Source organism: Phycisphaerae bacterium (assembly GCA_035384605.1).
In the GTDB taxonomy this organism is placed as follows: Bacteria; Planctomycetota; Phycisphaerae; order UBA1845; family PWPN01; genus JAUCQB01.
Map to the genome: position 1 here is coordinate 21,535 of DAOOIV010000031.1, position 26,920 is coordinate 48,454.

General features: G+C 60.7%; 21 protein-coding genes. 5 read left to right on the forward strand and 16 right to left on the reverse strand.

Annotation, left to right across the window (positions count from 1 at the left end):
* Positions 1–57: 57 nt before the first annotated feature.
* The 3 genes from PLL20_09200 to PLL20_09210 all read left to right on the forward strand — a co-directional run bounded on the left by PLL20_09200 (position 58) and on the right by PLL20_09210 (position 4,383).
* Positions 58–1,218 (forward strand): squalene/phytoene synthase family protein, encoded by a 1,161-nt coding sequence (locus PLL20_09200; GenBank protein HPD30158.1) that lies wholly within the window; start codon positions 58–60, stop codon positions 1,216–1,218.
* 100 nt (positions 1,219–1,318) lie between these two features.
* Positions 1,319–2,605 (forward strand): Gfo/Idh/MocA family oxidoreductase, encoded by a 1,287-nt coding sequence (locus PLL20_09205; GenBank protein ID HPD30159.1) that lies wholly within the window; start codon positions 1,319–1,321, stop codon positions 2,603–2,605.
* 35 nt (positions 2,606–2,640) lie between these two features.
* On the forward strand, positions 2,641–4,383 hold the full coding sequence (locus PLL20_09210) for an alkaline phosphatase family protein (protein ID HPD30160.1): 1,743 nt from the start codon (positions 2,641–2,643) through the stop codon (positions 4,381–4,383).
* A 131-nt stretch (positions 4,384–4,514) separates the two neighbouring features.
* Here PLL20_09210 and PLL20_09215 read toward each other — a convergent pair whose 3' ends face one another.
* Positions 4,515–6,533: a hypothetical protein gene (locus PLL20_09215; protein HPD30161.1), complete on the reverse strand. Its 2,019-nt coding sequence runs from the start codon at positions 6,531–6,533 to the stop codon at positions 4,515–4,517.
* Between the two features lie 651 nt (positions 6,534–7,184).
* On the opposite strand from PLL20_09215, the gene topA reads away from it, so the two are divergent.
* The gene (topA, locus tag PLL20_09220) at positions 7,185–10,361 is read left to right on the forward strand and encodes a type I DNA topoisomerase (GenBank protein ID HPD30162.1); all 3,177 of its coding nucleotides are present in this window, start codon (positions 7,185–7,187) and stop codon (positions 10,359–10,361) included.
* 97 nt (positions 10,362–10,458) lie between these two features.
* On the opposite strand, the gene PLL20_09225 is transcribed toward topA, so the two are convergent.
* The 3 genes from PLL20_09225 to PLL20_09235 form a co-directional block, all read right to left on the reverse strand.
* The gene (locus PLL20_09225) at positions 10,459–11,253 is read right to left on the reverse strand and encodes a hypothetical protein (protein HPD30163.1); all 795 of its coding nucleotides are present in this window, start codon (positions 11,251–11,253) and stop codon (positions 10,459–10,461) included.
* A gap of 68 nt (positions 11,254–11,321) precedes the next feature.
* Positions 11,322–13,679 (reverse strand): hypothetical protein, encoded by a 2,358-nt coding sequence (locus tag PLL20_09230; protein HPD30164.1) that lies wholly within the window; start codon positions 13,677–13,679, stop codon positions 11,322–11,324.
* A 77-nt stretch (positions 13,680–13,756) separates the two neighbouring features.
* Positions 13,757–15,700 (reverse strand): hypothetical protein, encoded by a 1,944-nt coding sequence (locus PLL20_09235; protein HPD30165.1) that lies wholly within the window; start codon positions 15,698–15,700, stop codon positions 13,757–13,759.
* Between the two features lie 387 nt (positions 15,701–16,087).
* On the opposite strand from PLL20_09235, the gene rnc reads away from it, so the two are divergent.
* On the forward strand, positions 16,088–16,816 hold the full coding sequence (gene rnc, locus PLL20_09240; protein HPD30166.1) for a ribonuclease III: 729 nt from the start codon (positions 16,088–16,090) through the stop codon (positions 16,814–16,816).
* A 29-nt stretch (positions 16,817–16,845) separates the two neighbouring features.
* Here rnc and PLL20_09245 read toward each other — a convergent pair whose 3' ends face one another.
* The 12 genes from PLL20_09245 to PLL20_09300 form a co-directional block, all read right to left on the reverse strand.
* The gene (locus PLL20_09245) at positions 16,846–17,700 is read right to left on the reverse strand and encodes a DUF1571 domain-containing protein (GenBank protein HPD30167.1); all 855 of its coding nucleotides are present in this window, start codon (positions 17,698–17,700) and stop codon (positions 16,846–16,848) included.
* Positions 17,701–17,827: 127 nt separating this feature from the next.
* The gene (gene aroF / locus PLL20_09250) at positions 17,828–18,850 is read right to left on the reverse strand and encodes a 3-deoxy-7-phosphoheptulonate synthase (GenBank protein ID HPD30168.1); all 1,023 of its coding nucleotides are present in this window, start codon (positions 18,848–18,850) and stop codon (positions 17,828–17,830) included.
* Between the two features lie 202 nt (positions 18,851–19,052).
* Positions 19,053–19,238 (reverse strand): hypothetical protein, encoded by a 186-nt coding sequence (locus PLL20_09255; GenBank protein ID HPD30169.1) that lies wholly within the window; start codon positions 19,236–19,238, stop codon positions 19,053–19,055.
* Positions 19,239–19,249: 11 nt separating this feature from the next.
* On the reverse strand, positions 19,250–20,581 hold the full coding sequence (gene serS / locus PLL20_09260) for a serine--tRNA ligase (GenBank protein ID HPD30170.1): 1,332 nt from the start codon (positions 20,579–20,581) through the stop codon (positions 19,250–19,252).
* 92 nt (positions 20,582–20,673) lie between these two features.
* Complete coding sequence (locus PLL20_09265) at positions 20,674–20,802, reverse strand: hypothetical protein (protein ID HPD30171.1); 129 nt, start codon at positions 20,800–20,802, stop codon at positions 20,674–20,676.
* Between the two features lie 290 nt (positions 20,803–21,092).
* A complete protein-coding gene (locus tag PLL20_09270; protein ID HPD30172.1) occupies positions 21,093–22,142 on the reverse strand; it encodes a restriction endonuclease subunit S in 1,050 nt (349 codons plus the stop codon).
* Between the two features lie 612 nt (positions 22,143–22,754).
* Positions 22,755–23,648: a DUF3800 domain-containing protein gene (locus PLL20_09275; protein ID HPD30173.1), complete on the reverse strand. Its 894-nt coding sequence runs from the start codon at positions 23,646–23,648 to the stop codon at positions 22,755–22,757.
* A gap of 24 nt (positions 23,649–23,672) precedes the next feature.
* A complete protein-coding gene (locus PLL20_09280) occupies positions 23,673–23,822 on the reverse strand; it encodes a hypothetical protein (protein HPD30174.1) in 150 nt (49 codons plus the stop codon).
* A gap of 83 nt (positions 23,823–23,905) precedes the next feature.
* Positions 23,906–24,127 carry a hypothetical protein gene (locus PLL20_09285; protein HPD30175.1) on the reverse strand — a complete coding sequence of 74 codons (222 nt, stop codon included), beginning with the start codon at positions 24,125–24,127 and terminating at the stop codon, positions 23,906–23,908.
* Positions 24,128–24,131: 4 nt separating this feature from the next.
* The gene (locus PLL20_09290; protein HPD30176.1) at positions 24,132–25,184 is read right to left on the reverse strand and encodes a PD-(D/E)XK nuclease family protein; all 1,053 of its coding nucleotides are present in this window, start codon (positions 25,182–25,184) and stop codon (positions 24,132–24,134) included.
* Between the two features lie 9 nt (positions 25,185–25,193).
* Positions 25,194–26,105 (reverse strand): restriction endonuclease, encoded by a 912-nt coding sequence (locus PLL20_09295; protein HPD30177.1) that lies wholly within the window; start codon positions 26,103–26,105, stop codon positions 25,194–25,196.
* Positions 26,106–26,115: 10 nt separating this feature from the next.
* A complete protein-coding gene (locus tag PLL20_09300) occupies positions 26,116–26,538 on the reverse strand; it encodes a hypothetical protein (GenBank protein HPD30178.1) in 423 nt (140 codons plus the stop codon).
* Between the last annotated feature and the right edge of the window lie 382 nt (positions 26,539–26,920).

The window sequence follows — 26,920 nt, forward strand, 5'->3', positions numbered from 1 at the left end:
CAGCAGACGCAGGCCAGGGCCACTCGCCTCTTGGCTGCGATGGCCGCGCCTTGTGAGATGCACCCTTCCCGGTTGTGGCGTCGTGCCTGGAATGACGCTACACTACGAAGCAGTGTGCGGCGCACGCGGCGGCGGCAGCCGGCGGTGGTGCGGGCGGTCCGGTACGCCAACGTATTCGGATTAACGACCTGGGATTGGCGTCCACGATTGACTCACAACAGCCTACAAAACGCGTGTTGGGGTTTTTGTGCGGGCATACTGCCCGACGTTTCCCGTTCGTTTGCCCTGATCATTCCGCAATGTCCTGAGCCGCTGGATCGGGCGATGTGCGTTGCGTACCTGATCTGTCGGCTGGCGGACACCGTCGAGGACGAAGCGGCTCTGACGGACGAGCAGCGGGCGTTGTTGTATGACATTCTGTTGGCGGCGGTCGACGCTCCGGACGAGCCGGCTCTGGCGGAGGAATTCCGTCGTCGGTGGCCGGCCATCCCTGCCGATGAATATGGCCGGCTGGTGGAGGGTACGCCTCTTGTCCTGGCGGCATATGCGACTTTGCCGGCGGAGCTGCGCGGTCCGATTCGCACGTGCGTGCATGACATGATCGGCGGCATGAGGTCGATGGGAGTAGTGGAATACCGCAATGGGGTGGGCTTCGTCTGCCGGGACATGGCCGACCTCGAGAGGTATTGCCACCACGTCGCGGGGACGGTCGGCATCATGTCCACCGCTCTCTTCGAGGAGCGCCTACGGCAAGGAGGGTTCGCAGCGGATGCGGAATGGCGCGAGGATGGGCGCCGTTTGGGGCTGGGGCTGCAGATGACCAATATCATCAAAGACTGCCGTGTCGACGCCGAGCGAAAGGTCAGCTTCATTCCTGCGGACTTCGTGGATTGGGCGGGATCGGCCTATCGTTTGGCCCCGCGGCGGAAGGCGGAGTTGTTCGGTTGCTGTATCGGGCACCTCGACGCGGGCCTTCGGTACACGCTGGCGGTTCCGACGGCCGAGAGCGGTATTCGCATTTTTCTGTTGGGTTCGTTGCTGCCGGCCATTGCGACGCTGGAGGTCGCAGCACCGGGAACCGAAACCCATCCCAGGATCGACCGGGCAAAGATGGGGGAGATTGTCGCTCTCATTACCAGTCAGACCGCCGAGAACCAGGCGTTGCGTAACTGGTACACGGCCCACCGCAAGCGAACGCTGAATCTGTTGTTTGCGTGACATCGGCCCGGCAATGGGTAGAATGTCTTCCGTCAGTGGGCGTGGTATCGGACGGCGGGGTGGAGGATGTCGCATTGTGTCGTGACGAATGGAGGCAGACATGCAACGCATCGGTAAATTCACGCGACGTGATTTTCTGGCCGAGTCATCGAAGACGGCCGCAGCCTTGAGCGTGGGTTCGCTGTTCCTGGGGCAGACGGCTGCCTCGGCGGCCCGAACCTTCGGGGCCAATGAAACGATCCGGGTCGGCGTCATCGGGGCCGGCGGACAGGGCACGAGCGACTGCGCGGCGGTTTGCGGGGCGGATAACGTGGTATGCGTAGCGCTTTGCGACGTAGCCGAATTCCGTCTGGCCGAGGCAACCGCCCGGATCACCAAGGCGATGGAAAGCAAGGGGCACAAGAACGTCAAGATAGACCACTACGCGGACTACCGGCAGTTGCTTGATCGCGGGGACATCGATGCGGTCATCATTGCGACGCCGGATCATTGGCACCGCCTGCCGTTTCTGGCTTCGGTGGAGGCGGGCAAGCACATCTACCAGGAGAAGCCCTTCTCGTTCACCTATGAGCAGGGGATGGAGATGGTGGCCGCCGCGGAGAAGAAGCCCGAATTGGTCATTCAGATCGGCACGCAGCGGCGAAGCGACTACAACAACGCCAAGGCCAAGCAACTCCTCGATGACGGTGTGATCGGTGAGGTCAAGTTCGTGCGGGCCAAGGACTGCCGGAACTTCGTGACCGGCCGCGATCCGTTTGCGCCTCGCGACGTCCAGGGCAAGATTGACTGGGACAAGTTCCAGGAGCCATGCAACCATAAGGTGCCTTACGACCCGTGGCGGTACTTCGCGTGGCGATGGTTCTGGGATTACGCCGGCGGCCTGGTCACGGACGTCGGCGTCCATGTCATTGATATTGTTCACTACTATATGGACAACCCCGTTCCCAGGAGCGCGGTATGCAACGGCGGGGTGTACGGGCTCGATTACTGGGAGACGCCCGACGTGGTTAACGCCGTCTGGGAATATGACGGCTTCTCGCTGAATTTCGTGAGCAATTTCACCAACGGTTTTGAGGGCGACGGCCTGACGCTGTTCGGCACGAAGGGAACCATCGACATTCGCGGTTCACATATCCGCGTGTATTCCGAAGGCCAAGCCGACAAGCCCATTCATGAATTCGCCAAGGAAGGGCCGGCTCACCAGCACAACTGGGTGGAGTGCATGCGGACCGGTAAGAAACCCAACGCCCCCGTCCAACTCGGCTTCAGCTCGCTGCTGCCGTCACACATGGCGAACATCGCTTACCGGAGCGGCCGGAAGGTTGCCTGGGACCCGCAGGCCAGGAAGATCGTTCCCTGGGAGCCGTCCTCCAGGAAACAATCGTGACAGGTCTTCCCAGGCGGTCGGCGGAACACCCGTTGATGATCGGTGTACCTCGAACATTCGCGGCGACTCGGACAACCGGGCTTGCGGCTGCAGGGCCGGTTCCAGTTCGAGCCGTCTCAAGCCTCTCCGGTTGCGACAAGCGTTCCGCTGAGCCGGACGGTGGTCGTGGCGTTCGCCCTGGGGTTGCGGCGGTTATCGGGGTTGCCTTCACGTTTGTGCTGCCGGGATTGCTGTCAGGCTGCGCTTCCCTGGATGTACGGCTTGCAGAGTCGGTCGAACGTCCGCCGCGGTCCGTCGTCGTTTTTTTCCCTGACGGCATGGACGTGCAGCGTATGGACGAACTTGTTGCCGAGGGGCGACTACCCAACATTCGTGAGCGGTTCATCGAGAACGGCGTCCGGGTGCGGCATGCATTCAGCAGCCTGCCCACAAGCACCTATCCCAACTGCTCATCACTGTTGACTGGTCGATTCCCAGGCCATCACCAGATTCCGGGTAATTTCTGGTTTGACCGGCGAACGATGGAGTGCCGGGACTACATGACGCTCGGGACCTGCCGCACGGTCAACCATCATCTGGCGGTGCCGACGTTGTATGACTGGCTAGGCGATCATTTTACCGTCAGTATCGCCCACCACACCTACCGGGGCGTGACGGAGTCGATCGACGGAGCGGAGGGCTTCTTCTGGGCATGGGCCCTGGGCCACTACAGGATGGCGGATTCCCGGGTGAGCATCGCGATGAAGGAAGTGATTCGCAGGGCCAATCGCGTCGGGCGATGGCCGTCGGTGGTCATGACTTATTACCCGGGTGTTGACGAGATTGGCCATCGGTTCGGTACGTACTCGTCCCGCTACGCGGAGGCCCTCATCAATGTCGATCGCATCGTGGGTGAGATCACCGCTCTGCTGGAGAAATCGGGACTGACGGAGTCAACCTACTGCATTCTGATGGCCGACCATGGAATGGTGCCGGCCAGGCAATCGATCGATGTTCTCGACTGGATGGGCAGGGTACGAAAGGTACGCATTCGGCGGCGTTCGATTGAGGCGACGGCGTACGTCGATCGATGGGAGCAGATGTTGAACTACGACGCCGTCGGAGGGGTCGATGCGGGTCGTGTCGCAATGGTCCACCTGCGCGGTCGGCGCGGGTGGGGCCATCGACCCGCGCCGCAGGAGGTGCTGGATTTCGCCAACGCGCAGCCGCCTTTGTATGAACTGCCGGCGATCCAGATGGTGTTTTTGCGCGACGGCCCGAACCGGGTGCGAGCCTTGTCGAAAAACGGCACGTTGGCAGTGGAGCGACGATTAGCGGGGAATGAAAAGCAGTACCGGTTGAGCGTGTATGAGGGGGATCCGCTCGAGTATCTGGGCGAGGCATCTCTTGCCGAGTTTGTCCGGGCGGGATGGCATTCTTCTGGCGATTGGCTGGCGGCCACGGCCACGTCGCGATTCCCGGACTTCGTTCCGCAAGTGGTGGAGATGTTCGACTCGCCGCGAACCGGCGACATGGTGATCATGTCGGCTGACGACTGGTTGTTGTACCGGCGCGGGGAGGTGGCGGGTCACGGTTCGTGCCTGGCCCGGGACATGCGAATTCCGCTCTTCTTTGCCGGCCCGGATCTGCCCAAAGGCGGCCGGATCGACCATGCGCGTCTGGTTGATATAGCGCCGACCATTCTTGGATTGCTGGGTGAATCCCGGCGTCTGGAAGGCGTTTCGGACATCGACGGAATCAATCTGGCCGATGAATTGCGCCGAGCCGCCGCGCCGTAGCCAGGGACTTCGGCTCAGGACGAAAACGGCCGGCATCCAACCAGATTGCAGATCCGGGGCCTGTGGATAGACCTTCGTTCTTCGCAAGCAGTACTTGGTGGGCTTGTCGTTTTGTCGTTCGCGGACGGCCGCTAGCCTTTCGTGGGGCCCTGCGAGGCCTGCCGGTTCTCCGCGAAGGACTTCCAGTTCATACGGGTCTTGATCTGGTCCTGGTCAAACCACCCGACCAAGAGCTCCTGCTGTCGCTGCTTCCGCAGATATGCGACGGCCTGGGTGCGGTACTGGTCGTAGTCGGCTTTGGTGGGGGGGAGGATCTGCTTCAACTCAATAACAAGCCAGCGCCGTTGTCCGGGTTGCTCCCAGACGAGGACATGGCCGGCGGGTTGCGTGGTGGTATCACGGGCCATGGCGAAGACCGCCTCGATCAACTCGGGATCCGAGCCAATCCCCGGTATATCGCTTGTTCTCACAAAGGGCGCAGCACCGGGGATGGCGATACAGGTCTTGCGGGCGAAAGGTGTCGGACGGCTGAGAGCCGTATCGTCCACCAGCCCCTTGAGTTCTTCGCTGTTGCGTAAGGCAGCTTCGAGTCCTTGTGTTGCGGCACGTTCGCGAAGGGCCTTGGCGTATTCGCCCGCGCGTTCATAGGCGTGCACGATGCGTGCATCGTTGATCAGGCGCTCGCGGACAAGGTCGAGGCTTGCCGGGGCCTGTTTGGGTCTGATTTCCACCGTGCGAAAGACGAAGGCGTTACCCTTTGTGTCAGCAAATGGGACGCCGCAGGTTTCGCGGGGCTTGCGGAAGTAACGATGCTGTTCCGTTCCCTGCTCGGGCGGATCGGCAATTCCCTCGACCAGGAAGGCTGCCTGCGGGAGCGAAAGCCCATGTTGCACGCCGAGCCTCGCGGTTGCCTGGCCGATTTCGGGGTTCTTCTGGAGGGCCTCCCGTTCGAGCATGGACAGTGAGACATGGCTGACGGCGCCAGGGTACCTGGCCGACCATTTCATGAGGGCCTTAGCATAGGCATCCTCGGCTTCCGCCGCTTTTGTTGCGGTTTGTTCAGCGACAGGCTGCGTCGTCTTGGCGGTCCGCGATTCGGTGAGTTCGTCGATGATCTCGCGAGCGATCCGCAGAGCGGCTTCGTCCGCCTTGGCTTTCTGGAGACGGCCGATGACCTCAGCCTTGGCCTCAGTAAAGGTGGCATATTGTTCTCGCCGCGGCGCGGGCGCCGGGCCTGAAGCGGGGGCGGATTGAGTGGCGACTTCCCGGGAAAACTCGTTCTTGTGCTTATTCCAATAGTCGTATGCAAAGGTCTCGTCGATCTGCTGCTGACTCTTAAGGGCATCAGCGCTGATTCGCAGGTACTCGATTCGTACACTTTCCGGCTGCTGGTAGCCGAAATCCAGGCCTTGAGCGTAAGGCCGGCTGGCGGTGTCCTTGTGTTTTTCGAACAATTCGGCCAGTTCTTCATCGGTCGGCGCGTAGTCCTTGTCGTAGAACCCGGACTGTTCGGTTCCTGCGAGGGTGACCACGACGACGTCGGCTTTCTCGCCGGTTTGGCGGACAAAATCGCGAATGTCGGCCTCGCTGATCGGAGGCGGCGTGCAGGCAGCCACAGCCTGTTGCCGGACCATCAGGTAGGAGCGAATGGCCTCGTTGATGAGTTTGAGTGGAAAGTTCTGTCGCAAGCGGGCCAGCGACGGGCCGGTCAATCCTCTTGTCACCTTGAACTCTTCGACGGCTTCGTTTGGCACGAACACTCCATTTCGGCGGGCCTCGGTTACAAGGAGGAACCATTCGTCTTCCTCGATGAGGTTCTGTCCCCGCGAAATCAGAATACTCATGCTGTCGTAGTAGCGGGCCCGATCATCGCGATCGCCCATTTCCTCGAGAACGGACCTCCAAACCATCTTCCACTCGGTCACGTACCGCAGTTCAGGTGAGTCGAGCACTTCAAGCTGCAGAAGAACAGGGGCGGCATCCTTCTGCGTGATTTTCTGGCCGGCCAGCGTGCCTCGCTCGAAGTCGTCGCGCGTTGTGCGCTTCAGCAGGAGGCTCTGCAGCGCATCGCCTGCCAGCCAGATAACCAAGAGCAAGGCCATGAAAACCGCGAGAAGGTGCTTGGTGTATTTCCGGAAAAACTTCATCATAGCAGTATGTTCCCGTCAAACAATGTCCATACGCGCCGCCAGTTGCAGAATCAAGCAGAATACCGGCGTGCATGCCAAAAGCAAGGAGCGACGGTCGGGGGGGCGCAGGGCATTGAAGGTGTGACCGTCCGGGAGGCTCATTGAGAGACTCGGTAGCAAGCGAGGGGCCTTTGCCCGATTTGCATGAGCGGTCCAGGGCAGTCCATGGCGGAAGGCGGCCAAGACCGCAGGGTGGAGGCTCTTATGGTCTGGGGTTTGAAGTGTTCATAACATCTTTACTTCTGGACTGTCACGGACGCTTTGGCCTGCGCAGTAAGACCGATAACTGGTAAGGTGGGTAAGGTCGGGCTATCATTTGATTTCTGTCGCGACTTTCAGTAATCAGAAACGCCCCAAAGTGCCGGAAAGAGGCGTTGTAGTCTCTCACACGGGTGGTCGATTGAGATTGAGATGCCCTCGTTATTTAAGCGGCGGGGTCGTTGTGGCCGCGTATTCGGTATGATTTCGAGACTTCGCGGGGGGCGGCACTTGAAGGCAGCCTGTTCACTCGGATGATTGAGACCAGATATGGCGGCGAAGGAAAAGGTCAGTCCGAAACACACCTCCAAGCCTAAGGCGGGCCGCAACGCAAGCGCTCTGCGATCAAGAAACATGCGCGCGAAAGGCGCACCAGTCGCGACGGAAGAGACTAAGTCTGAGACCTCGGGCGAGCAGAACAAGGCACAGGCTCGCGTCAAGGGACGAGAATCCGCCGGTTCCAAAGCTCTCGTTATCGTGGAATCACCTGCCAAGGCCAAAACCATCAACAAGTATCTGGGTGGAGGGTACGTGGTCAAAGCTTCCGTGGGCCATGTTCGAGATCTGCCGGAGCGAGGCCTTGGTGTCGAGATCGACCGCGGCTTCGCGCCGACCTACGAGTTGGTCCCAGGGCGGCGAAAGGTGGTCAGCGAACTGAAGAAGCTGGCCGAGAGGGCCCCGGCCGTGTACCTGGCGACGGACCTTGATCGCGAGGGAGAGGCCATTGCGTGGCATCTGGCGCAGGCCCTGGACCTGGATGAGTCGAAGATCAGGCGAGTCATATTCAATGAGATCACGCGGTCGGCGATCCAGGAAGCATTCAGTCACCCCCGGCACATCGACATGGACAAGGTGAACGCCCAGCAGGCACGGCGCATTCTTGACCGGATCGTAGGCTACGAACTGAGCCCGCTGTTGTGGAAGAAAGTGGCGAAGGGCTTGTCGGCGGGGCGGGTTCAGTCAGTTGCCCTTCGGCTCATCGTGGAGCGTGAAAAGGAGATCAAGGATTTCATCCCAAGCGAGTACTGGGATATCGGGGCTTACTTTGCGCGGGACCCGGCCGAGGGCGAGCGTCTGGAACCCATGTGGCGGGAGTTCCTGTCCGGAGGCGAAAAGGAGCGCACGCTGAAGGAAATGGGTGAATGGCTGGCTCAGCATAGCGCGTTTGGGGCCACCATGGTTGCGTTGGATGGTCGGCCTTTCAAGCCCACAGGTTCATACGACGCTGCGGCGGGCGCGGATAGAGCCTTTGTCAGCGCAGTCGGTCAGGCCAGAGAGGCGGCAGAGGCGCTGGGTGTACGGATCGAACGACAGAACGAGGTTCCCTGGCCTGAGTACGAGCATCGCGGTTTGCGCAAGGTGACATTGGCGGGCAGGCTTGACCGGCAGCAAGCGCCGGCTTTCACGGTCACCGACGTCCAGAAGCGCCGCGCGCTGACCAAGCCGAGCCCGCCGTTCACAACGGCGACGTTGCAGCAGGCTGCGAGCAGTCACCTGCACTTATCGGCGTCGAGGACCATGAGGCTGGCTCAGGAGCTCTATGAGGGGATCGAGCTGGCCGGCGAGGACGGTCCCGTGGCGTTGATCACGTACATGCGCACTGATTCTACGAACCTGAGCGCCGAGTCGGTCAAGGCGGCGCGGGAATGGATCAGCGAGAATTGCGGCCGGCGGTATCTGCCGGACGAACCGAACGTCTACGCTTCCGGCAAGCGGGCGCAGGAAGCGCACGAGGCGATTCGGCCGACGGATGTTACTCGAACGCCGGAATCGTTGAAAGGACATCTTGCCGCTCCCCTGCAAAAGCTGTACGAGCTGATCTGGCGCCGCTTTGTGGCCTGTCAGATGACGCCGGCGGAATGGGACTCGACCACGGTGCTGATTCAGGCGAAGACCGTGTTGGGGGAGGCCGAATTCAGGGCGACCGGGCGCACGCTGGCGTTCGATGGATTCTACAAGGTTATGGGGATTCCGCATTCGACGGTGGAACAGAGTCTGCCGGACCTGACGCCGGGACAGGTTGTTGGGCCGATCGAGATCAAGCCTGCGCAGCGTTTCACCAGCCCGCCTCCCCGGTATACCGAAGCCTCGCTGGTCAAACGGATGGAGGCCGAAGGGATCGGTCGGCCCAGCACCTATGCGGCAATCATCCAGACGATGCTTGACCGTGGCTACGTGGAAGAGGTTGATCGACGCCTTTTCGCGACCGACAAAGGCACGATCGTAACCGACAAGCTGGTTGCCCACTTCCCGGACGTGATGGACGTGAAGTTCACGTCCTTCATGGAGGATGAGCTCGACAAGATTGAGGAGGCACACCTCGACTGGAACCAGGTTCTCCATGAGTTCTACGACCCATTCCACACCGATCTGGTTCGGGCCCACGAGGAGATGGAGGCGGCCAAGGCGGAGCCCAGCCCATACAAGTGCGAGTTGTGTGGGGGCGACATGGTATACCGGTGGGGCCGAACGGGGCGGTTTCTGTCGTGCGGCAAGTATCCCAAGTGCAAGGGAGCATTCAACATTGACCGCCAAGGGAGACCGATCAGACCTCAGGTGGTGTCGACGAAGTGCGAGAAATGCGGCAAAGACATGGTTTTGCGACAATCGCGACATGGTTCGTTCCTGGGATGCAGCGGTTATCCCGAATGCACGAACACCATTCCCTGCGACCAGACGGGCCAACCGTTGCGGCTGGTTAAGGAAACCGAGATCGAGGAGCCCTGCCCCGAGTGCGGCGTCGGCACGCTCAAGGTTCGTGGAAGGGGCATAAAGACTTTTCTGGGCTGTGACCAGTATCCGCGATGCAAGGTGACGAAACCGTTGCCGGAGGGTGTTCGTCTGGAGCGGAAGGCCCAACCTGCAGTCGAGGCCGGAGTAACCTGCGAACGCTGCGGACGTCCGATGTTGATTCGCAAAGGCAGGCGGGGCGAGTTCGTTGCTTGCAGCGGCTTCCCGCGGTGCCGAAACACCAAGCCGATCGAAGAGCTTGCTAAGCTGAAAACCGAGGCGGGCACGACGACGTCCGACGCGCATGCGGCTGATCCGGCGTCAGGCGATGTTTCATCCAAGCCGGCGAGGCGCACTCGTCGTGCAGCTGAGCCCGGGGCAGGGGATTCGAAGGCCATCAGTGAGGGCAAGGGTTCCCCTCCGCCGGGTTTTGCGTGGACGCGCACGGGCAAGCTGGTGATTGAGACATGGCCCGAAGTCCCGCTGTCCTGCCCGGAGTGCGGCAGGCCATTGCAGCTCAAGAGCGGCAGGTTCGGCCCGTTTTTCAGTTGCAGCAACTTTCCGCAGTGCCGTTGCTCGGTCAATCTGCGCGGTGAGGCCAAAAAACGGGCGGAGATCGAGATGCCGCCTCCGCCCCGGCCTAAACCGGTCCCCACGGACATCGTCTGCGAGGAGTGTGGTGAGCCGATGATGATTCGTTCGGGCCGATCGGGGAAGTTCCTGGGATGCAGCAAGTATCCCAAGTGCAGGAATACCAAGCCCGTGCCATCGGAGTTGCTCCTCGGCGTCAAGTCCTCCTAAGGCGGACCGCCCTTATGCGGGCCGCGACCCAAACGCACCGCGATGTAGAAACATGCGCGCAAAACACAACCCAGTTTCGCCGTAAGACCCCAAAGGACTACGGTGTTGTCTTGTCAGATTCTGCGCGTTTACGGTCAGCGGAATGGTGAAGCATCTGTTCGAGTTCGTGGATGCGCGCGTTGAGTCGCTTGATTTCCGCAATCAGACAGGCTTGCGACCATCGCTCGTACTGAGGAGCCTGGCCGTCCGCCTGAGGGGGGCGAAATCGGTCGAGAATCCGCCGCACGAATTCGAGCCCGAGTACCGTGGCCGCAGCGGTCTGAAACAGTTTCGTGATAACGCCGCGTATCGTAAAAAGCCGCGATACCCGCGTGACCTCTGCGGCGCGAACGACGCGCAGAGCACGGAGCGGGCGCAGGAGCGGCAAGGCGACGATGGCGATGTCAAGCCAGTTCCGGGTCACGTACCGCCAGCGGGATTCGGCGATCGACACTTTTATGATGAATTCCACGAGAAAGGCGAGCCAGATGATTGCGCCGCCGACGCAAATTGCCACGCGGGCTGCGGGGTGAGCGGCGTTGATCCGATCGCCGTATGACCACTCGATCAGCAGGATGGGCAGAACAAGCAGTGCCAGAATCAGCATGGGCGCGTGGAAGTAGTGCTCCACGCGTGCCCGATGCGTGTCATCAACTTCGAGCCAGCCGTACACGGGTATGAAGATGCGCCGGGCGCCGGTGGGGCAGGCGTAGGGCGGACAGGGGTGCCGGCACCACCACCGGGCCGCACGGCGGGTCCGGCCATCTGCTATCGGGCTTTGCGTATCCGCCGATGCCGGGGGCTGGTCGTCCTTCGGCGCAGGCACGAGACTTTCATGCGTCGTATTGGTCACCCTTGTCGTCTCCGGTTACGGCTCACCACTTAACCGGCCGGAGAGCTGTCGCCCATCTTCGCAGGCGATCAATCCCCGACGGTGACGAGGCGACTCACATAGCGGAAGTTGCCTCGTTCGTCCTCCACCCGGATAGCGATCCGATGTTCACCCGTGTCAAGATCATCGACCGTGAAGGTGACGGTTTCACTGGGCTCGTCGAAGATGTTGTCATCAGACGCCAACGGGGTCCACTTCTCGTCGCTATCGACGTTGTAGCTTGCCCCGGCGATCCGGCTGAGGGCGTCGTGACAGATGAAGCTGATGCGGACCGCTCTCTTTCCTTTCGGGGTGATCGAGTCGACGGTCACGTCCGGAGGCGTGTTGTCCACGAGAATCATGTCGCTGATGCGGGCGGCGCTCAGGTCGGTTCCGGGCGGGTTGGCCTTGCTGTCCTTGGCCAGAACCCGAACCTCGTACTTGCCGTCGGGGACAGTTCGGGTATCCCAGATGTGCAGGGGCTCGGAGAGGTCCTTGGCGATGCGAATCCATCGCCGGGCGTTCGGTTCGCGATAGAACACCTCGAATGTCAGCGGGTCGCCGTTAGGATCGCCGGCGTTCCATTTTACGACCCAGTTATATTTGGGACCGCTTGCCTCCTCCCCGCCGCTGAAGCCGGAGGCGCCGGCCGCCATTTTCACCTTTGGCGAGGCGGTGGGTTTCTTGGCCTCATCGAGGGCAGCCAGCACCTCAACACTGGTTATTTGTGGTGCCCGGTTGGGCTGGATACGAAAGATCTCGACGGATCGCAGAACGGGGGTTGCATCCGGCACGGTGGTCTCGAAGGAGACGCGATATTGCAGGAAGCGGGCACTGGCCGAAAGGATGGACTGGGGATAAGTGGCGTCCATTTCGGATGACCAGTCCTCCCATGCCTCGGACTCTTCATCCTCGACGTTGCTGCTGCGCGTGGCGATGCTCAGTTTGGTGCCGGTTGGAACGGTGGCGTTCCAGCGGACGCGGCCCCAGGCGCTGATCTGCTCGGCATCAAGCACCTTGCTCGTCAGAGTTCCCTTGGCGGCATAGCGGTCTGCGAGTTCGACTACCGTGGCCGCGTTGGCCGTGCCGATCAACAGGCGATTATCCGGAAGGCGCAGCAGGCACGTTGCCTGGGCGGCCTCGAGCCTGGCCAACATAACGATGCGATCGGCATTCGGCGTCAAGGCGTAGATTCGACCTTCGTTGCCGGTAGCTGCGTAGAGGGTTCCGTCGGCCTCGGCCATGCCGAGGATCATGACCGGCTCGCGAAAGATCTCGGTGACAAAACCATCAGTGTCGATTCGGTAGATGGCGTTGCCGCCGGTCTTGGTCCCAGGGACTCCTCCACCGACCGCGCGCCCCACCCGCGAAAGGAGGCCGGCCTGTTGGGTGGCGGGGCCGGCGGTAGAACCATCGTCCCCGGCGTCCTCATCATCATCGGACGTACCGGCCCGGCTTTCAGGCTGCGAGGCCGGCGCGGTGCTGGAACCTGCGGCCGGCTGCGAGGCCGTCCGAGGCGTGCCGGTTTTAAGAAGCGAAAGAATACCTTTACCAGTTGAGCCCTCGGCTCTCTGGGTCTCAGGCCTGCCGCCGGGCTTATCGGCGACGGTACGGCCCGGCCGAGCGCCTTCGGCATCGGCGGTGGAAGCGTACAGGTTGCCCTGGGCATCGAAGACGATAGCGCTGATTTCGGGCTCCTTCGCATCGTAAACGACGAAGACCTGTCCGCCGGCGGGGTCGACCCGGTACACCAACCCGTCCTCATCCGTCCCGGCGTAAATGAACCCATCCGGCGCAAACGCCATGCAGAGAACGTTTTTCGGCTTGAGGTCGCACAGAACCTTGCTCTTGGAGCCGTCGGGCTCGATTTTGAAAATCTGCCCTTTGTTTCCGGTGGCCGCATAAACCTCACCTTCGACGCCTCGGACCATCGCCCAGATGTATACCGCCTTAGGGGGCTCATGAAAGACGCGGCTCCTGCCGTTGCCGTCGATGAGATAGATCTTCGCCTGCGGGCCGCCTCCGGTGCCGGCCAGGAGATTGCCATCCTTGGTGAACAGGAGGGACAGCACGGTGCCGCCCTCCGGAAGGGTCGCGAACTCCGTCACCTTCTCGCCGTCCACGCGATAGATGATTCCCTTCGGCCCTGTCGCAAGGTAGATCCTGCCGTCACCTGCTCTGGCGATGGCATTGACCACCTGGCCCTGCTCCTTCAATTCATGAAGGACCCTAGTCTGCCGGCCGAGTGTCACTTCGCCAAGAGATGAGACGACCGTGCCGTCGAGCTTGCCCTCGTTGAAATCCTTGGGCTGTTCGTGCAACCAGGTGGCAGGGCGCACGCCGAAGGTCGGGCAGGCGGCCGCCAGGCTGATCATCGCACACAAAATGGTCGGACGTGATGGGTGCATAATTCACACTTTCTTAAAGTAGGACGCAGCAGCTCGAGCTACCTCTGATTCATCCCGGCAGGCCGGCGTCTATGACACTATGAATCGGGATGCCTTCTCACCCGGATCGGCAAAGCCTGCTTGCCAAGGACGACGAAATCGGTCTTGTGCTCCGCGACCAGGGCTTCGGTGTAGGGGTTCAGGTCGGAAGCAAGCTTGGTATCTGACAGAATCTTGCGGCGTGACGCCGGCAAGTCGGGCATTTCCAACTGCTTGTAGGCGATGCCCCCTTGCTTGAGATTGAGACGCATGTACAGAACGTTGCCCGGCAAGCGTCCCATCAGGTTGAACGCAGCCATGGCCTGGGACAGCGTTTCGGCCCTGAAAAGATGCGGTTTCTCGGAGTTGAGGCTCGTCAAGTGACCGGAGTTGGAGCAGAGTACCACTTCGTAGTCGCCGTCGGGAAGGTCGTCCGGCAGCTTGAGAGAGTACCATCCGTCGGTGTAGAGGGGATCCTTGCGGTAATGGCTCCAGCGCACGGCCGCCGTGACGGTCTCGCCCGGTTTGTAAACGGTCTTGGGCAGGGAGGCATGATAGATGGTTGCTCGTTGTGCCTTGTCCTCGATGGTGATCTCGGCGCGGACCTTTTTGACACGGGCCTTTTGGGCAAGGGGCGGGTTGAGCAACGTCTGGACCGGATACATCAGGTCGACGGCCGCCTCGCGCACTCCGCTTTGCGAGCTGACGTTTGACGACGTGTACGTACCCAGCTCGCCGAAATCAACCTCGACGTTGTGTCGGACCGTATGGTCGATCGGGAGCTCGTTGTGCGCATAGATGCTTTCCATGAGGCAGGTAGCGAGGAAGGCCCCGGTGGACTCATCCTCGTGAACGACGTTGTAGTGAAAGGTCTGGCGACCTCGCAGGTCATTGACCACAACCTCCATTGGGACCATGGCGGGCAACCTGCCGACGGTGCCGAATACGGCCGTGGCCTCGTCTCCCCACAAGGTTCCCACGACTTCAAGTGCTCCGCCCAGCTTGTTGGATCGCATGACAGAGGGGATAACGGTATGAATAAAGCCGGTGGCCAAGGGGTATTCGACAGGTCCTGTGCCCATGAACTGATGCCCGAAGCCAAGCACCCGGTCGCCAATCACGGCCGTGCAGGTTCCCACGGCGTCGATGAAAATGTCTCCGGTCACGAGTGCCACGCAGAGGGCGGCCCCTGGTTCGAGTTGGACCTTTCCGGGAGGAGCTTGGCCGGCACCCGGCGCTCCGCCGGCAGCAAGCGGCGTCAAGCCGTGCCGCTTAAACCAGCCGCCGAGAAGCGTCATCGACTCTTGACTGAGCGAGGACATTGAGAGGGGGATTTCGAGGGGTCGAAGCCCCTCGGGCAGCAGTGTGGCAGCGGTTTTGTCCGGCAGGGGCGACGGCGAGGGATTGCTGAGGACACTGAGTCGGCAATCGGCGGGGATGGGCTCGCCAACGGCCTTCAGAATCCAGTCCTGCAACGGGAAGCCACCGCCTGGGGGCGATCCCCAAGCCTGCACAACGGGTTGGGTCTCGCCGGATGGCCGGGTTTCGGGTTTCGGCTTTCGGACGTTTGCCACGTCAAGCATTTGTGCAATCGGCTGAACGCCGCAGATTGGATCCTTGCTGAACGTCCAACCATAGGCAACTGCACCGATGAGACGTTCCCGACCCTGCTCATCACGAATGTAGCAGGGCGAACCGCTCATGCCGCCGATGACGCCGCTGTGTTCGAGATTGAGCCCGGAGCACCGGATGAGAATAACGTCCTGTTTCGCGTAGAAGGCGTTGTGCATTACCGAAATAACTTCGACGCCGAAGGTCTCGATGGTCGCGCCGGACATCACCGTCTTGCCAAAGCCCTTCATGCCCGGCTTCAACTCGTCGGTGGTCATGTAGAGCGACCGATCCATATCGGCCGAAAGAGGCCCCCCCAACACGGAGATGGCCGAAACGGTTACCACCGCAAGCCAGCTTTTAACGCTCATCGCCCCAAGCAATACACGCATCCGGCGTCTCCGCACAAGAGTGTTGAAAGCAGGCAATCTATACGTCCGTCGATCGGACCGCAACGGACCGTGATGGAGCGGCCACCATTGCCTCGCAGGTCGTGCTCGCACCACGACGGCACAAGTCTGACGTGTTGACGTCATCAGGACGTGCCGCTATAGGACCGGGCGGTTGTCCGCCTGTTAGTCCAACTGCTTATGTGGATTAAACTTAACACAGGCTCAAAGGTTTTTCCAGTTCCAATAGCTTACTCAATTTGACGCTGATTCCAGCCGAGGATAGGATCTGAGTGGTAGTAGGAAAGTGCCTGTGGCCTGTCGCGAAACCCTCCCGGAGTAGCCGTGTGGATTTCGCCACAAGCCTGGCACCCGGTCAGGCTGGAATCCGTGAGCGACTCAGAAGCCCTGCAAGCTTTGCAGGAAGCCATTGGCTATAGGTTTCGAGATCCCAAGCTGTTGGTGTGTGCGCTGACGCACGCGTCGATCGCCAATACGCGAGTCAACAGCAACGAGCGGCTAGAGTTCTTGGGCGACGCCATTCTGGGCATGGCGGTCTGTAGCTATCTCTACAGACGGTTTCCCGACTATCTTGAAGGGGAGATGACCAAGGTCAAATCGGCGGTGGTCTCGCGTCGGACGTGCGCGCAGATTGCCCGGGAACTGGGGCTGACGAAATGCCTTTACATGGGCAAGGGGATGACCAGCAGGGGACAATTGCCGAGTTCGGTGGCGGCGGCAGTTTACGAAGCCCTGATCGCGGCGGTGTACATTGACAGTGGCAGTCTTGACCGGGCTTGCGAGTTTGTCCTGGCGACGATTGAGAAACATCTCTTGCGGGCAACTGCTTCGGAGCATCAGCGGAACTTCAAGTCGCAGCTTCAGCAGCATGCGCAGCAGGTTCTGGGAGCAACTCCGAACTACGAGCTGCTGGATGAGAAGGGTCCCGATCACAGCAAGTGCTTTGAGGTGGGCGTGGTGATCAAGGGGCGGCGCTACGGCAGCGCGTGGGGGCCATCCAAGAAAGAGGCGGAGCAGAAGGCCGCATATCTTGCGCTGCGTGAGCTAAACGCGGTGGAGTTTCTACCCGAGTTTGAACCCGAGGGCTCCGATCGCTGATCTTGCCGCGATGGGGGGAGGCTGGGCGTCTACTCTTGCGTCGGGATTGTCGCCGGGTGGTCTTTGGTCAAGCGGAAATCCTTATCGTCGAGTTGCACATCTGTCCGGATGTCGACGTAGCGGTAGCGAGCACCCAGTTGTCCCGACTTCAACCACAAATCGGTGCCGGCGGGTAGCAGGCTTTCCGCATCGATATAGAAGTCTTGCCGGGTATAGGCGTATCCGGGGGTCGGCGGGCGCTCGATGCGGAGATGATGGGCGGGCCGGAACGCCGGGTCGAGGTCGACCACCCCTTCGTAGCGGATGGTCATGACCTTGGCCAACGCCGGATCATCGAACGGAAGAAGTGTTCTTTTAGTGACGCGGGCAAGGCCGAAATCGGTAACGGCGTTTCGGGCTTTGCCTATCTTGACCGGCAGGGCGGGGTCGATGACGCGCACCTGCGGGGGGAACGGAAAGATACCGTTCCGTTCGCGAATGACCAGCTTGTTGCCGTTCTGGCCCTCGGCATAGACCGACTCATAGTAGTCGGCGTCAGGAGCGTTCCAGTTGAACTTCACGCTGAAGGGCGTTTTTCGGAAGAGGGCATCGATCTGTTCCATAGGCGAAAGCGTCTGAACCACAGTACCGACACGTTCCTGCCGGTAGAAGGTCAGGCGATATTGCTCAAGGGCGTCACATCGGTCGTAGAGGCGGCGCAGGTAAGCCACAGGATCGGCTTTGATTTGTTCGCCCTCGGCCGCGTAGCGAACGACGTGTTGCCGCGAGGCCTCGACCTTATCTGGTATGATCGCGGTGCAGCCGCCTGCGGCCACGAGGCAGCCGATCAGAATCGCAAGGGCGAGGTTTGAGACCATGCAGGGGAGTACGTGAGATTTGCGCACGAGTGACGATGACCTCCTGTCTGGCTGTGACATTATACCGTCAGACGGTCCGGTGGAGCCGCTCCCGACGTTCTTCCGCCGACAGGGATACTGCAGCCCTGTTGTCTGGCGGCAACTTGGGTGGAGATCACAGCTCGCGTCCGACGGCTTCGGCGACGGCCCGGGTCTCCTTCATCATCTGGGCAAACGCATCGGGCGTGAGCGATTGTGCCCCGTCGGTCAGGGCATGCTCGGGATCCTGGTGCACTTCGACCATGAGACCATCAGCCCCGGCCGCCACCGCCGCCCGGCACATGGACGGGACCATATACGCACGACCGGTGCCGTGGGCCGGATCAACAATGATCGGCAGGTGCGACTCGCGTTTGACGGCCGGCACCATGGCCAGCGTCAGGGTGTTGCGGACGTATTCCTCGTGAGTGCGAATGCCTCGCTCGCAGAGGATGACGTTCGGGTTTCCTGCCTGGATGATGTACTCGGCGGCCAGCAGAAACTCGTCAAGCGTCGAGCTCCAACCTCGTTTGAGCAGTACGGGCTTGTTGGTGCGGCCGACGGCCACGAGAAGGTTGAAGTTGTGCATGTTGCGTGTGCCGATCTGCAGGATGTCGGCGTAGCGGGCGACAAGCAAGACCTGGTCGACACTCATGACCTCTGTGACAATGGCTAAGCCCGTCTGCTCGCGGGCCTCGGCCAGGATTTCGAGCCCCTTTTCCCCAAGGCCCTGGAACTCGTAGGGATTGGTGCGCGGCTTGAACGCTCCTCCGCGCAGAACGGTTCCTCCGTGCTCCTTGACGATATGAGCGATTTCCAGAAGCTGGTTTCGTCCCTCGACGCTGCATGGGCCGGCCATCACGCAGATCCGCTTGCCGCCGACCGTTGCACCCATCGAGCCGCCGAGTGGAATGACACTGGGCTCCGGGTGCGTCTGGCGGCTGGCGATCTTGTATGGGGCCAGAATCGGGACCACTCGGTCGACGCCCGGGCAGCTTTCGAGGACGCTGCGGTCCTTGAAACGGTCATCACCTATGACGGCAACAACCGTTCGTTCCGTTCCGACAATGACGTGGTCCTTGAGTTTCATTTCGCGGACCAGCTTGACCACGTGGTTGACCTGTTCTTTGGTACAACCCTCCTGCATGACAACGATCATGAGATTATCTCCGTTCCGAACTGAGCAGGCGCATCGCCTGAGAAAGTCTTCTCTTGTCAAACTTGTCCATCGGGCATCGTCCGCCGCCGGTCGAAGCTGTGGCTCACACCGGCGGCCGGGTAAAGCCGAAGGTATTGCGGCCGTGGCGACCGGGCCGTTGGCAGCGACGTTGACGAGAGTCCCGTTGCATGAAGAGTCTCCGCTACACGAAGTAATACCAACCGTCGTCCTGCCGGCTCGAGCCGTCCTCGCTCCGCTGATCGGTCAGTAGACCGCACCTGCGGTGGGCGCGGACGCGGGCGCGCTCCACGTCATCGCAGGCTGCAGGGTGGGGCTGGGTGACAAGTGGCAATTCAGGACCGACCGGCTGATCATTCGTGTGCAACATGGCAATCTCCTTTATTCTCCTCCAATGATCTCGCGCCCGCCCATATAGGGTCGCAGCGCCTTAGGTATTCGGATTCGTCCGTCGGACGTCTGATGGTTCTCGACCAGCGCGATCAGAATGCGCGGGCTGGCGATGACGGTGTTGTTCAACGTATGGCAGAACCGGACGTTCCTGTCGGCGTCGCGGTATCTCAGTTTGAGCCGGCGAGCCTGAAACTCGTGGAATCGCGAGGCCGAATGCGTCTCGCCATAGCCGTTGCGGGAGGGCATCCATGTTTCGATGTCGAATTTCTGGACCTGTCCCTGGCCGAGGTCGCCGGTACACACGTTGACGACGCGATAAGGCAGCTCCAGGGCCCGCAGCACATCCTCGGCGTTCTGCACGATCTCGTCGTGATGCCGGCGGGATACTGCCTCGTCGTTTCGGCAGATGATGACCTGCTCGACCTTGTCGAACAGGTGGATCCGATAGAGGCCGTACGTATCCTTGCCGGCGGCCCCGGCCTCGCGGCGGAAGCATGTGCTGCAAGCAACGTACTTTTTGGGCAGTTCATCCTCGCTGAGGATTTCGTCACAATGGTAAGCCGTGAGCGGCACCTCGGCGGTTCCGACAAGGCTCATGGCGTCACGTTCGCAGCGGTAGGCCTGCTCTTCGCCGCCGGGAAAGTAGCCGGTGCCCACCATCATCGCGTCCCGGACCAGCACCGGAACGGTCATCTGGACGAAGCCTCGCTGGACCATCATCTCAAGAGCCAGGCGCAGGACCGCCTGGTGCAGGGCGCTGCCGTCGCCGCGAAGGACGTAGTTGCGGGTGCCCGCGAGCTTGACGCCCCGGTCAACGTCGAGCATGCCCAGTCGGGTCATCAGCGTGACATGATCCTGGGGTTCAAAGTCGAACTTCGGGATCTCGCCGACGCGTCGGACCTCGACGTTTTCGGTGTCATCCTTGCCGATAGGGACCTCATCCGCCGCCGGTTGGGCGACCGTCAGCAGGGCGGCGTCAAGCTGCTCGCAGACTTCGCGGTGCTCGGATTCGAGCTGCTTGGCCCGGGCTTTCATTTCCGCCACCTGCTGAACGAGTCTCTCCGCCTCGGCCTTCAATTCGATCTCGGTGCGACCGGCGGCCAGGGCCTGTTGAAAGTACTTGCTCTTGGGATTGCGGTGGTTGGCGATCTGGTCGCTGATCTCGTTCTGTTGATGCTTGATGCGGTCCATTTCCGTCTGGAGGCTTCGTCGCCTGTCGTCCAGCGCGCAGACGGCATCAATGTCGCAACTGATGCGCTTGTTTCGCGCCGCGGTCTTGAAACGGTCCGGGTTTTCGCGAATCGCCTTGATGTCGATCATGTTTGGTCCTTGCTGTCTGTCCTGAGACAAAAAAGCCCTGAGGCACCATCCGGCGTCTCAGGGCTTTCAGCATCGTATTGTTTTACGTCAGCTCATGCCCTGCAGCGCCGGTACGGGCTAAACGAATACCAGAAGTAGTAGCTGCTGAACAGGGTGCTACCGGCAACGGGGGCTGTACCGTTGTGCGGACGTTCCAGTGATTGGTTGCGGTCAATCGCCATGGTCAGTCTCAGCCTCTGGCTCTATTGTTGCACGGGCCGCAGGCCATGTCAAGCCCGTTGTCGGCCGGCCGCTGGGTCCATGACGGTCTGGGCGGGGTGCCACTGGCAGCCGAGGTCGAACTCTCCCGCTTACCAAGGGGCATGTCCCGAGGATGTCGAGGGGGAGTTGGAGGGGGTCGCATTCTCCTCTTCGGACGGGTGGCCCACCCATTCGCGACAGCGAATGGATGGGGTCTCGATAATGCCTTCTGAGCCACGCGGTTTCCTGTTCCGCCCGTCGCCAGGCCTTGTCACCCGACTATCACGGATAATTCATCCTGAGACTTTTGTCGACCTGGATAATTCGATGCCTTTCTCGATCCGGCGGCGGTGGCGGCCTGGAGTTCCTTCAGCCGGTCCACCTTGGCTTGCAGGCCGTCCAGGTACTCCACGATGCGACGCTGCTCGGGTATCGGCGGAAGCGGTAGACGGACACCACTGAGGAGCGCTGTGTTGAAACCGGCTCGGGTTGCCCCTGGGATTGAGCCTTCGACTTGTTCCTGCATGTCCCGGCTACCTCGGAAGCCATGAAAGAGGAACTGAGGCTCACAGCGTGTCCTGTTCAAACGAATCCGCAGGATATGCCCTGTCATTAGCCAGCCGTCCGCGTCGGCGGGGACCACGGCGGATCGACCCACAGTGCCGGATCGCGTGAAAAGCACATCTCCGTCGGCCAAGATATAGCGGGCGAGCTCCGCCGCTTTTGCCTCTGTTACGTGATCTATTGTCCGTGTGTCCAGGTAGCCCCACTGTACGTTTCCGATCGCAAGCACAGGTCGGCCTTCGGGAACAAAGTCACTCTTGTGGAGCTGTGCCCCAAAGGGGCCTGTCTGAACGGTTTCGGCTCCTTTTGGCCCGAGATCTCCGACGGCGGCCATACTCCATCCGACAGGTGGCCTGTCCTGTTCGACATGGAAAAGTCGGTGTGTCTCTGCTCGGACCAATACATCACCTTCGTCTTCCAGCGTGCTTCGCAGCTCCCGGGCCTCTTCGATCTTGGCCGCCAGTTGGTCGATCTTGGCCACTATCCGCCGCTGCTCGGAAAGAGGGGGCAGGGGGATGGTCATTTGCAGGAGCTTCTCTTCCTTCAGCCGGTTTCGGCTTGTCGGGGTTCCCCCGGTGCTCAGGCCAAGGGCCTCAGTCCAGACCGGTTCCTGGCTCAGATACCTCCAGAGGAACATCCCGTCGAGCCGGTCGGGGTTGACCTGGAAACATGGAAACTCGTTGGAGACGTAGCACCCATGGCTGTCGTTTGGTGCAAGAGCAAACGAGCCCTTCCAGGCAAAGAGGCGGTTGTACACAAAGTCCCCTGTTCCACGCGGTACACCTTGGGTGCGCGGATCTGGGAACCCGAAAGGGTGTCCTTCACGTAAAGGCCGAGCGCGTACCATTTCGCGCCCAGCAGTCGATATTCCTTGCTCGGGTCAACCGACTCCGGGCGACTCACCGGTTCGAGTACCTCCCCCAGCGGCACCATCGGCCAGCCGTTCGTCATTGCCCCTCCTCTGTGGCCATCGAGCCGCCCTCGGGGCAGGCCGAACGAATAATCTGAGAAATATGTTGACAGAAGTCCATATATGAATTACACTTATGATGCCAGTGGATGAAACTCGGCTTCATGCCGTGTGATCGATCGGCGGCAGTCGGTCGATCCTATATCCCCGGTGGCTATTCCGCACCACCGTGCTGGAATCGAGCTGTCGGCGCGCCAACGCAGTGCCCGGTGCTCCTGTAACTCATTACTCAAGAAAGAGTTGTGTGCGACCGGCCAGCCTGAGGCCCGTGTTGCGGGGCACTGGTTCTGCCTGTCACTCCACGGGCGATGGCAAGTTGTTGTCATCATGGAAGGATACCGATATAATTCATGTGTCCGGTGCCGCTTGTCGGCTCGATAGGGTTCGCCCCGCCGGACATCATTGATTGTGTTCAGAGGCCCCGTCAGGTTTGTTTGGCGGGGCTTTTTCATTCTCCAGCGCATCGACCAAACCACGCAAGGGACTGTTTCCGGGAAAGACGTACAGCCCTGAAAAGCCAGCCTTGCCTGTCCGTAACGGGTAGTGCCGCGACCAGATCTTCGGGGCGATCCTGCGAAAGAAAGCATAGTCCAGATCGCCACTTCTGAACGCGCGGTAGATGTTGTACCCGCACAGGTCGGCCAACTGGACGCCATTTGACAACTCGCTTCGAACGAACATCGGCATTTCGCAGATGTGCGTAAGCCACATGCCGCTGGCCGTGCCTTGATCCATGATGTAGGCATGCTTCATAGCCAATGATCGGTTGACTTGGATCTGGACATCATCGGTCACCATGAGTGCCTGGTGCTTCCCGTGGGTGCTTGCCATGAACCGCTGCACAAGTTCGAGCAGCAGTTCCCACGACTTGCGGTGCAGTTTCTCCTGATCCATGTAATCCGGCCGGTGCCGCTTGTCGACCAGGACGCTGAAGATGTGCATCTTGTGGTGTTCGAGTTGCTGGTAGAAAAGGTCCACCAATCCGGTCATCTCTTCATCCGTCACATGGCGAAGAAACGGATGCTGTGTGCGCTCCTTGGGTTGGCGCACCCAGTTCGACTTGACTTCGCAGTCGGCCAGTTGCAGGCGCGTACCAGTTTCCTTGAAGATTCGGTTCATCAGGAAGCCCTTGCGTCGATTGAGTGTCTTCTCGAAACCGTGCCAGCGTTTCTCGAAGAGGCTCACCGCCGTCAGGACGTACAGCCAATCTCCCGCCACGGTGGTTCCGTCTTTCCGCGGAATCGTCAAGCGGGGGTCTCGGTTGCCGGTTTCATCGATGTAAAAGAAGTACACGCGATTCTGACCTTTCCTTCAGAGCTATGACCGAAGCACGCCCTTGATCTCACCTACAATCTCGATGATCAGCTTCTCCTTCGCCAGGATGTCCTCCACCAGCTTCTCCGGCGGCAGGTGCTCAAGATCCTCGGCGGCGTTGGGGTTCTTGATGTCCAGGTTGACGGACAACACGTTGCCGTCGGCATCGAGCTTGATCAGGTCCTTGGCCTTGACCTTCCACGCCCGGTCGTTCTCCTTGCGCCTCGGCCACCACTTCAGGCGGCCTCGCCCCGCATCTTGGCCCGCGACGCCTCGATCTGCTCCATGTCCTCGAGGAATTTCAGGAACATGACCCAGGTCAGCATCGGCAGGCGGTCCAGATCGCCGGACAGGCCCTTGTCCTTGCGCATGATGTCGCGGGCGCTCTTGATCAGGCTGCCGAGCTGCTGGGTGGTGGTTTGCGGCGACTCCTTCCGATCGGCTTTTCCACGTGGCAAGACGTTACTCCTCGTTCTGCATCCCTTGGGCTTTCTGATCAATCAGGGCGGCGCACCTCCGAAGAATCGGAAGGTGTTGCTCGCACCATGATTGAAGACGAAGCGCGGCTTCAAGACCCAAATCGAACTTCTTGATCTGGTCTCCGGGCTCGGCATCCATATTAAACACCGGAACGATGATGTTCACGGCGAGGCTCTTACCCGCCAGTCTGAGTTTCATGCCCGGCTCAAGCGCCGGTTCCAGCACGGGGGTTACGAGTCCGCTACAGGAAGCCCAGCCCGGCAACTCAAGGTCTACGTTTCCATAGCAGAGCTTGTGTTTGATCACCATTCGTGGCAAGCCGGGATGCTGTGCAATCGCTTCGCCGAATCGGATAAAGCTGCTGTACGCTGGCTTGCAGCCGGGTTGACGCATTTTCAGTCCGGGCGCGATCGCGCAGGCTCGTTGGTAGTAGATCTCCCATATACGTGTGGTCTCAGGGCTCGGCACGGGGGCATAGCCTCGCCGATACCTCCCAATCGCGCAGTCAATGAGATACCGCCGGTGCTGCTGACGGCGGGCGTATTCCGCGTCGCCTGCGGATACTTGCTCATTGAAGAACTCGCTGATCTCCTCGTAGGTCACGATGGCATCAAAATGCGAGGCATCGTCTGACGTCTCGACATACTCGTTGGGCGCGACCAGAACGCAGATCGCCCTCTCGGCCTCGTGTCTCGCGACGGCCTCGCGGGCGCGTGTCTGGTAGCGCTGGGCCTGCGCTTCCTGAAAGACCGCATCAATCTTGTTCTCGACCAGGACCAGCAGCTTCGTCTGAGCCGATGGACCGAACATCAGCACGATGTCTGATTCGCCGCCTCCGGGGCCGTTTGCGCGCACGCTGTGAAGCACCTTGGGCAGTTCAAGACGCCGGACGTGTTCCTGCTCATCCGGTGGCAGTATCCGGCCAGCAAACCATTGAGAGAAGGCGATTGAACAACGGAATTCCTCGACGAGCATGAAATCCACATCCCGCTCAGACACGGACGAAAAGACCAGTTCTTCGTCTGCTGCGCTCACGGCGTGCCCTCACTCCTCGACGGGTGCCAGAAGAAAGACATTCACCAGGTGCAGAATCAGCTTTCCTCGCTCGCGGATGCGATCGTAGTGCTCCTGCCACAGAGTGATCAGCCGGTCGAGATCCATGGACTCGATGTGCTTGCTGGATATCTGTATCTCTCGGAGAGACTCACTCGTGAATCCTCCGGAAGACACGATCAGGCCCATGTCACCGTCCTTGCGAAGGACACCTTCCAGGGCACGAACCTCCGCCACGGTAACCTTGTTGTTGACCCGATGCTTGATCTGCGTTCTGATTCGTGGGGTCCCGGTGCCCAGTGGGTCGTTGTACGCAACGATATCGATTCCCCCATCGGGGCCGGGGGGTGCGATGTACGGGACATGGTAGCGCATGCCCATGAGCAACTCCGCCACGAGCTGCTGGAAATCGTAGGGCCCGAGGCGGCTGATGTGCTCCTCGATCTGCTCACGAGCCCGTTCCGTAACCTGTTCGTACGTGGCCTGGATGGCTACCGCTTCTTCGTTCTCGGCTCCCGGTACGGTGGCAACATTCTCCTGTGACTCTTCCCCCAGAGAATTCTTTTGCCTCCAGCCAGAATACCGTGATCTGGCTACACGCACGAACCCCGCCGGAGGTAGTTTCATTGCCTCGTCGGACTGGTCGGTCAATGCCCACCGGCCTCCAGACTTCGAGAGAAAGCCAGCTTTGACGCAGTCGACAGAGAGCCACTGCAACAAGGCGTAGTATCTCGGATAGTTGCTCTTTGCGAGGAGTTCGCGGTCGTAATCCGTAAGACCAAGCTCGGGCTCGGTCCTCCGCAACAACTCGCCAAACTGAGTTGGCTGTCCTATCGCCTTCAATTCGCGGAGCAGCCGCTGCATCATCTTCCCGAGGTGTTCGGGGTCAACCTGGTTCGCCATTTGTTTCACCTTATGCCGCGTACAGCAGCGTCTGCAACTGCCTTATCGCCTCGATCAACTGTTCCTCGCCGCCGAACTGCCTGGCGATCTCGATCACGTTCCCGTGTCGGTTGATCGGCGGCAACTGCAAAAGATCCGGGATCACGAATTGCGCCGTCCCGTGCTCTGCGTACTCTGCGACCTGCTGAAGCCCGTCGCCGGGGCCGGCGTAGGTCGGCTTGGCCTCGACGACTGCGATGGGCATGTCCGGCCGATAGCGGAGGATGTAGTCGGCCCGTTTGCCGGGTCGGCGGCGGCCCCGCCGGCCGGTGACGATGATACGGCCATCGGTGAAGGTGACCTGCTCATGGAGCCGGTGCGGTTCGCAGTCGCACCCGGCAGCCTGAAGCCTGGGAACGACAAAACGTCGGCACGTATCCGCTTCGTTCGGCATCGACTACTGCTCGGACCAGCGTCAGTGCGGGTAGATGAGTCTCGCTGTCACATTACGCCAAGCATGTCACCGGGCAGGGTCCTGAACTGCCTCGCACACACGGCCACCCTGCCCCCCAACCCCTATAAAGTACATCAAGACGCCCTGAAGTGCCAGCGGGATTCCCCCCACCCCCGCAATCTGCGTGATCTGCGGGCGCACACCTCGGGTCTCTTCCGCGTGGTCCGCGTCTTCCACAGTTAATCAAGCTCTCAGCCCTCTAACCGAAATGGCCGACGAGGGCGTCGGCCCCAGTGGTTCCCCATCCGTGTAATCCGTGCCTGCCCGCCGTGGCGGGTGTCTCCTTTCTCTCCCGCCCCCCCCCCCCCCTCCCCCCGCCCCC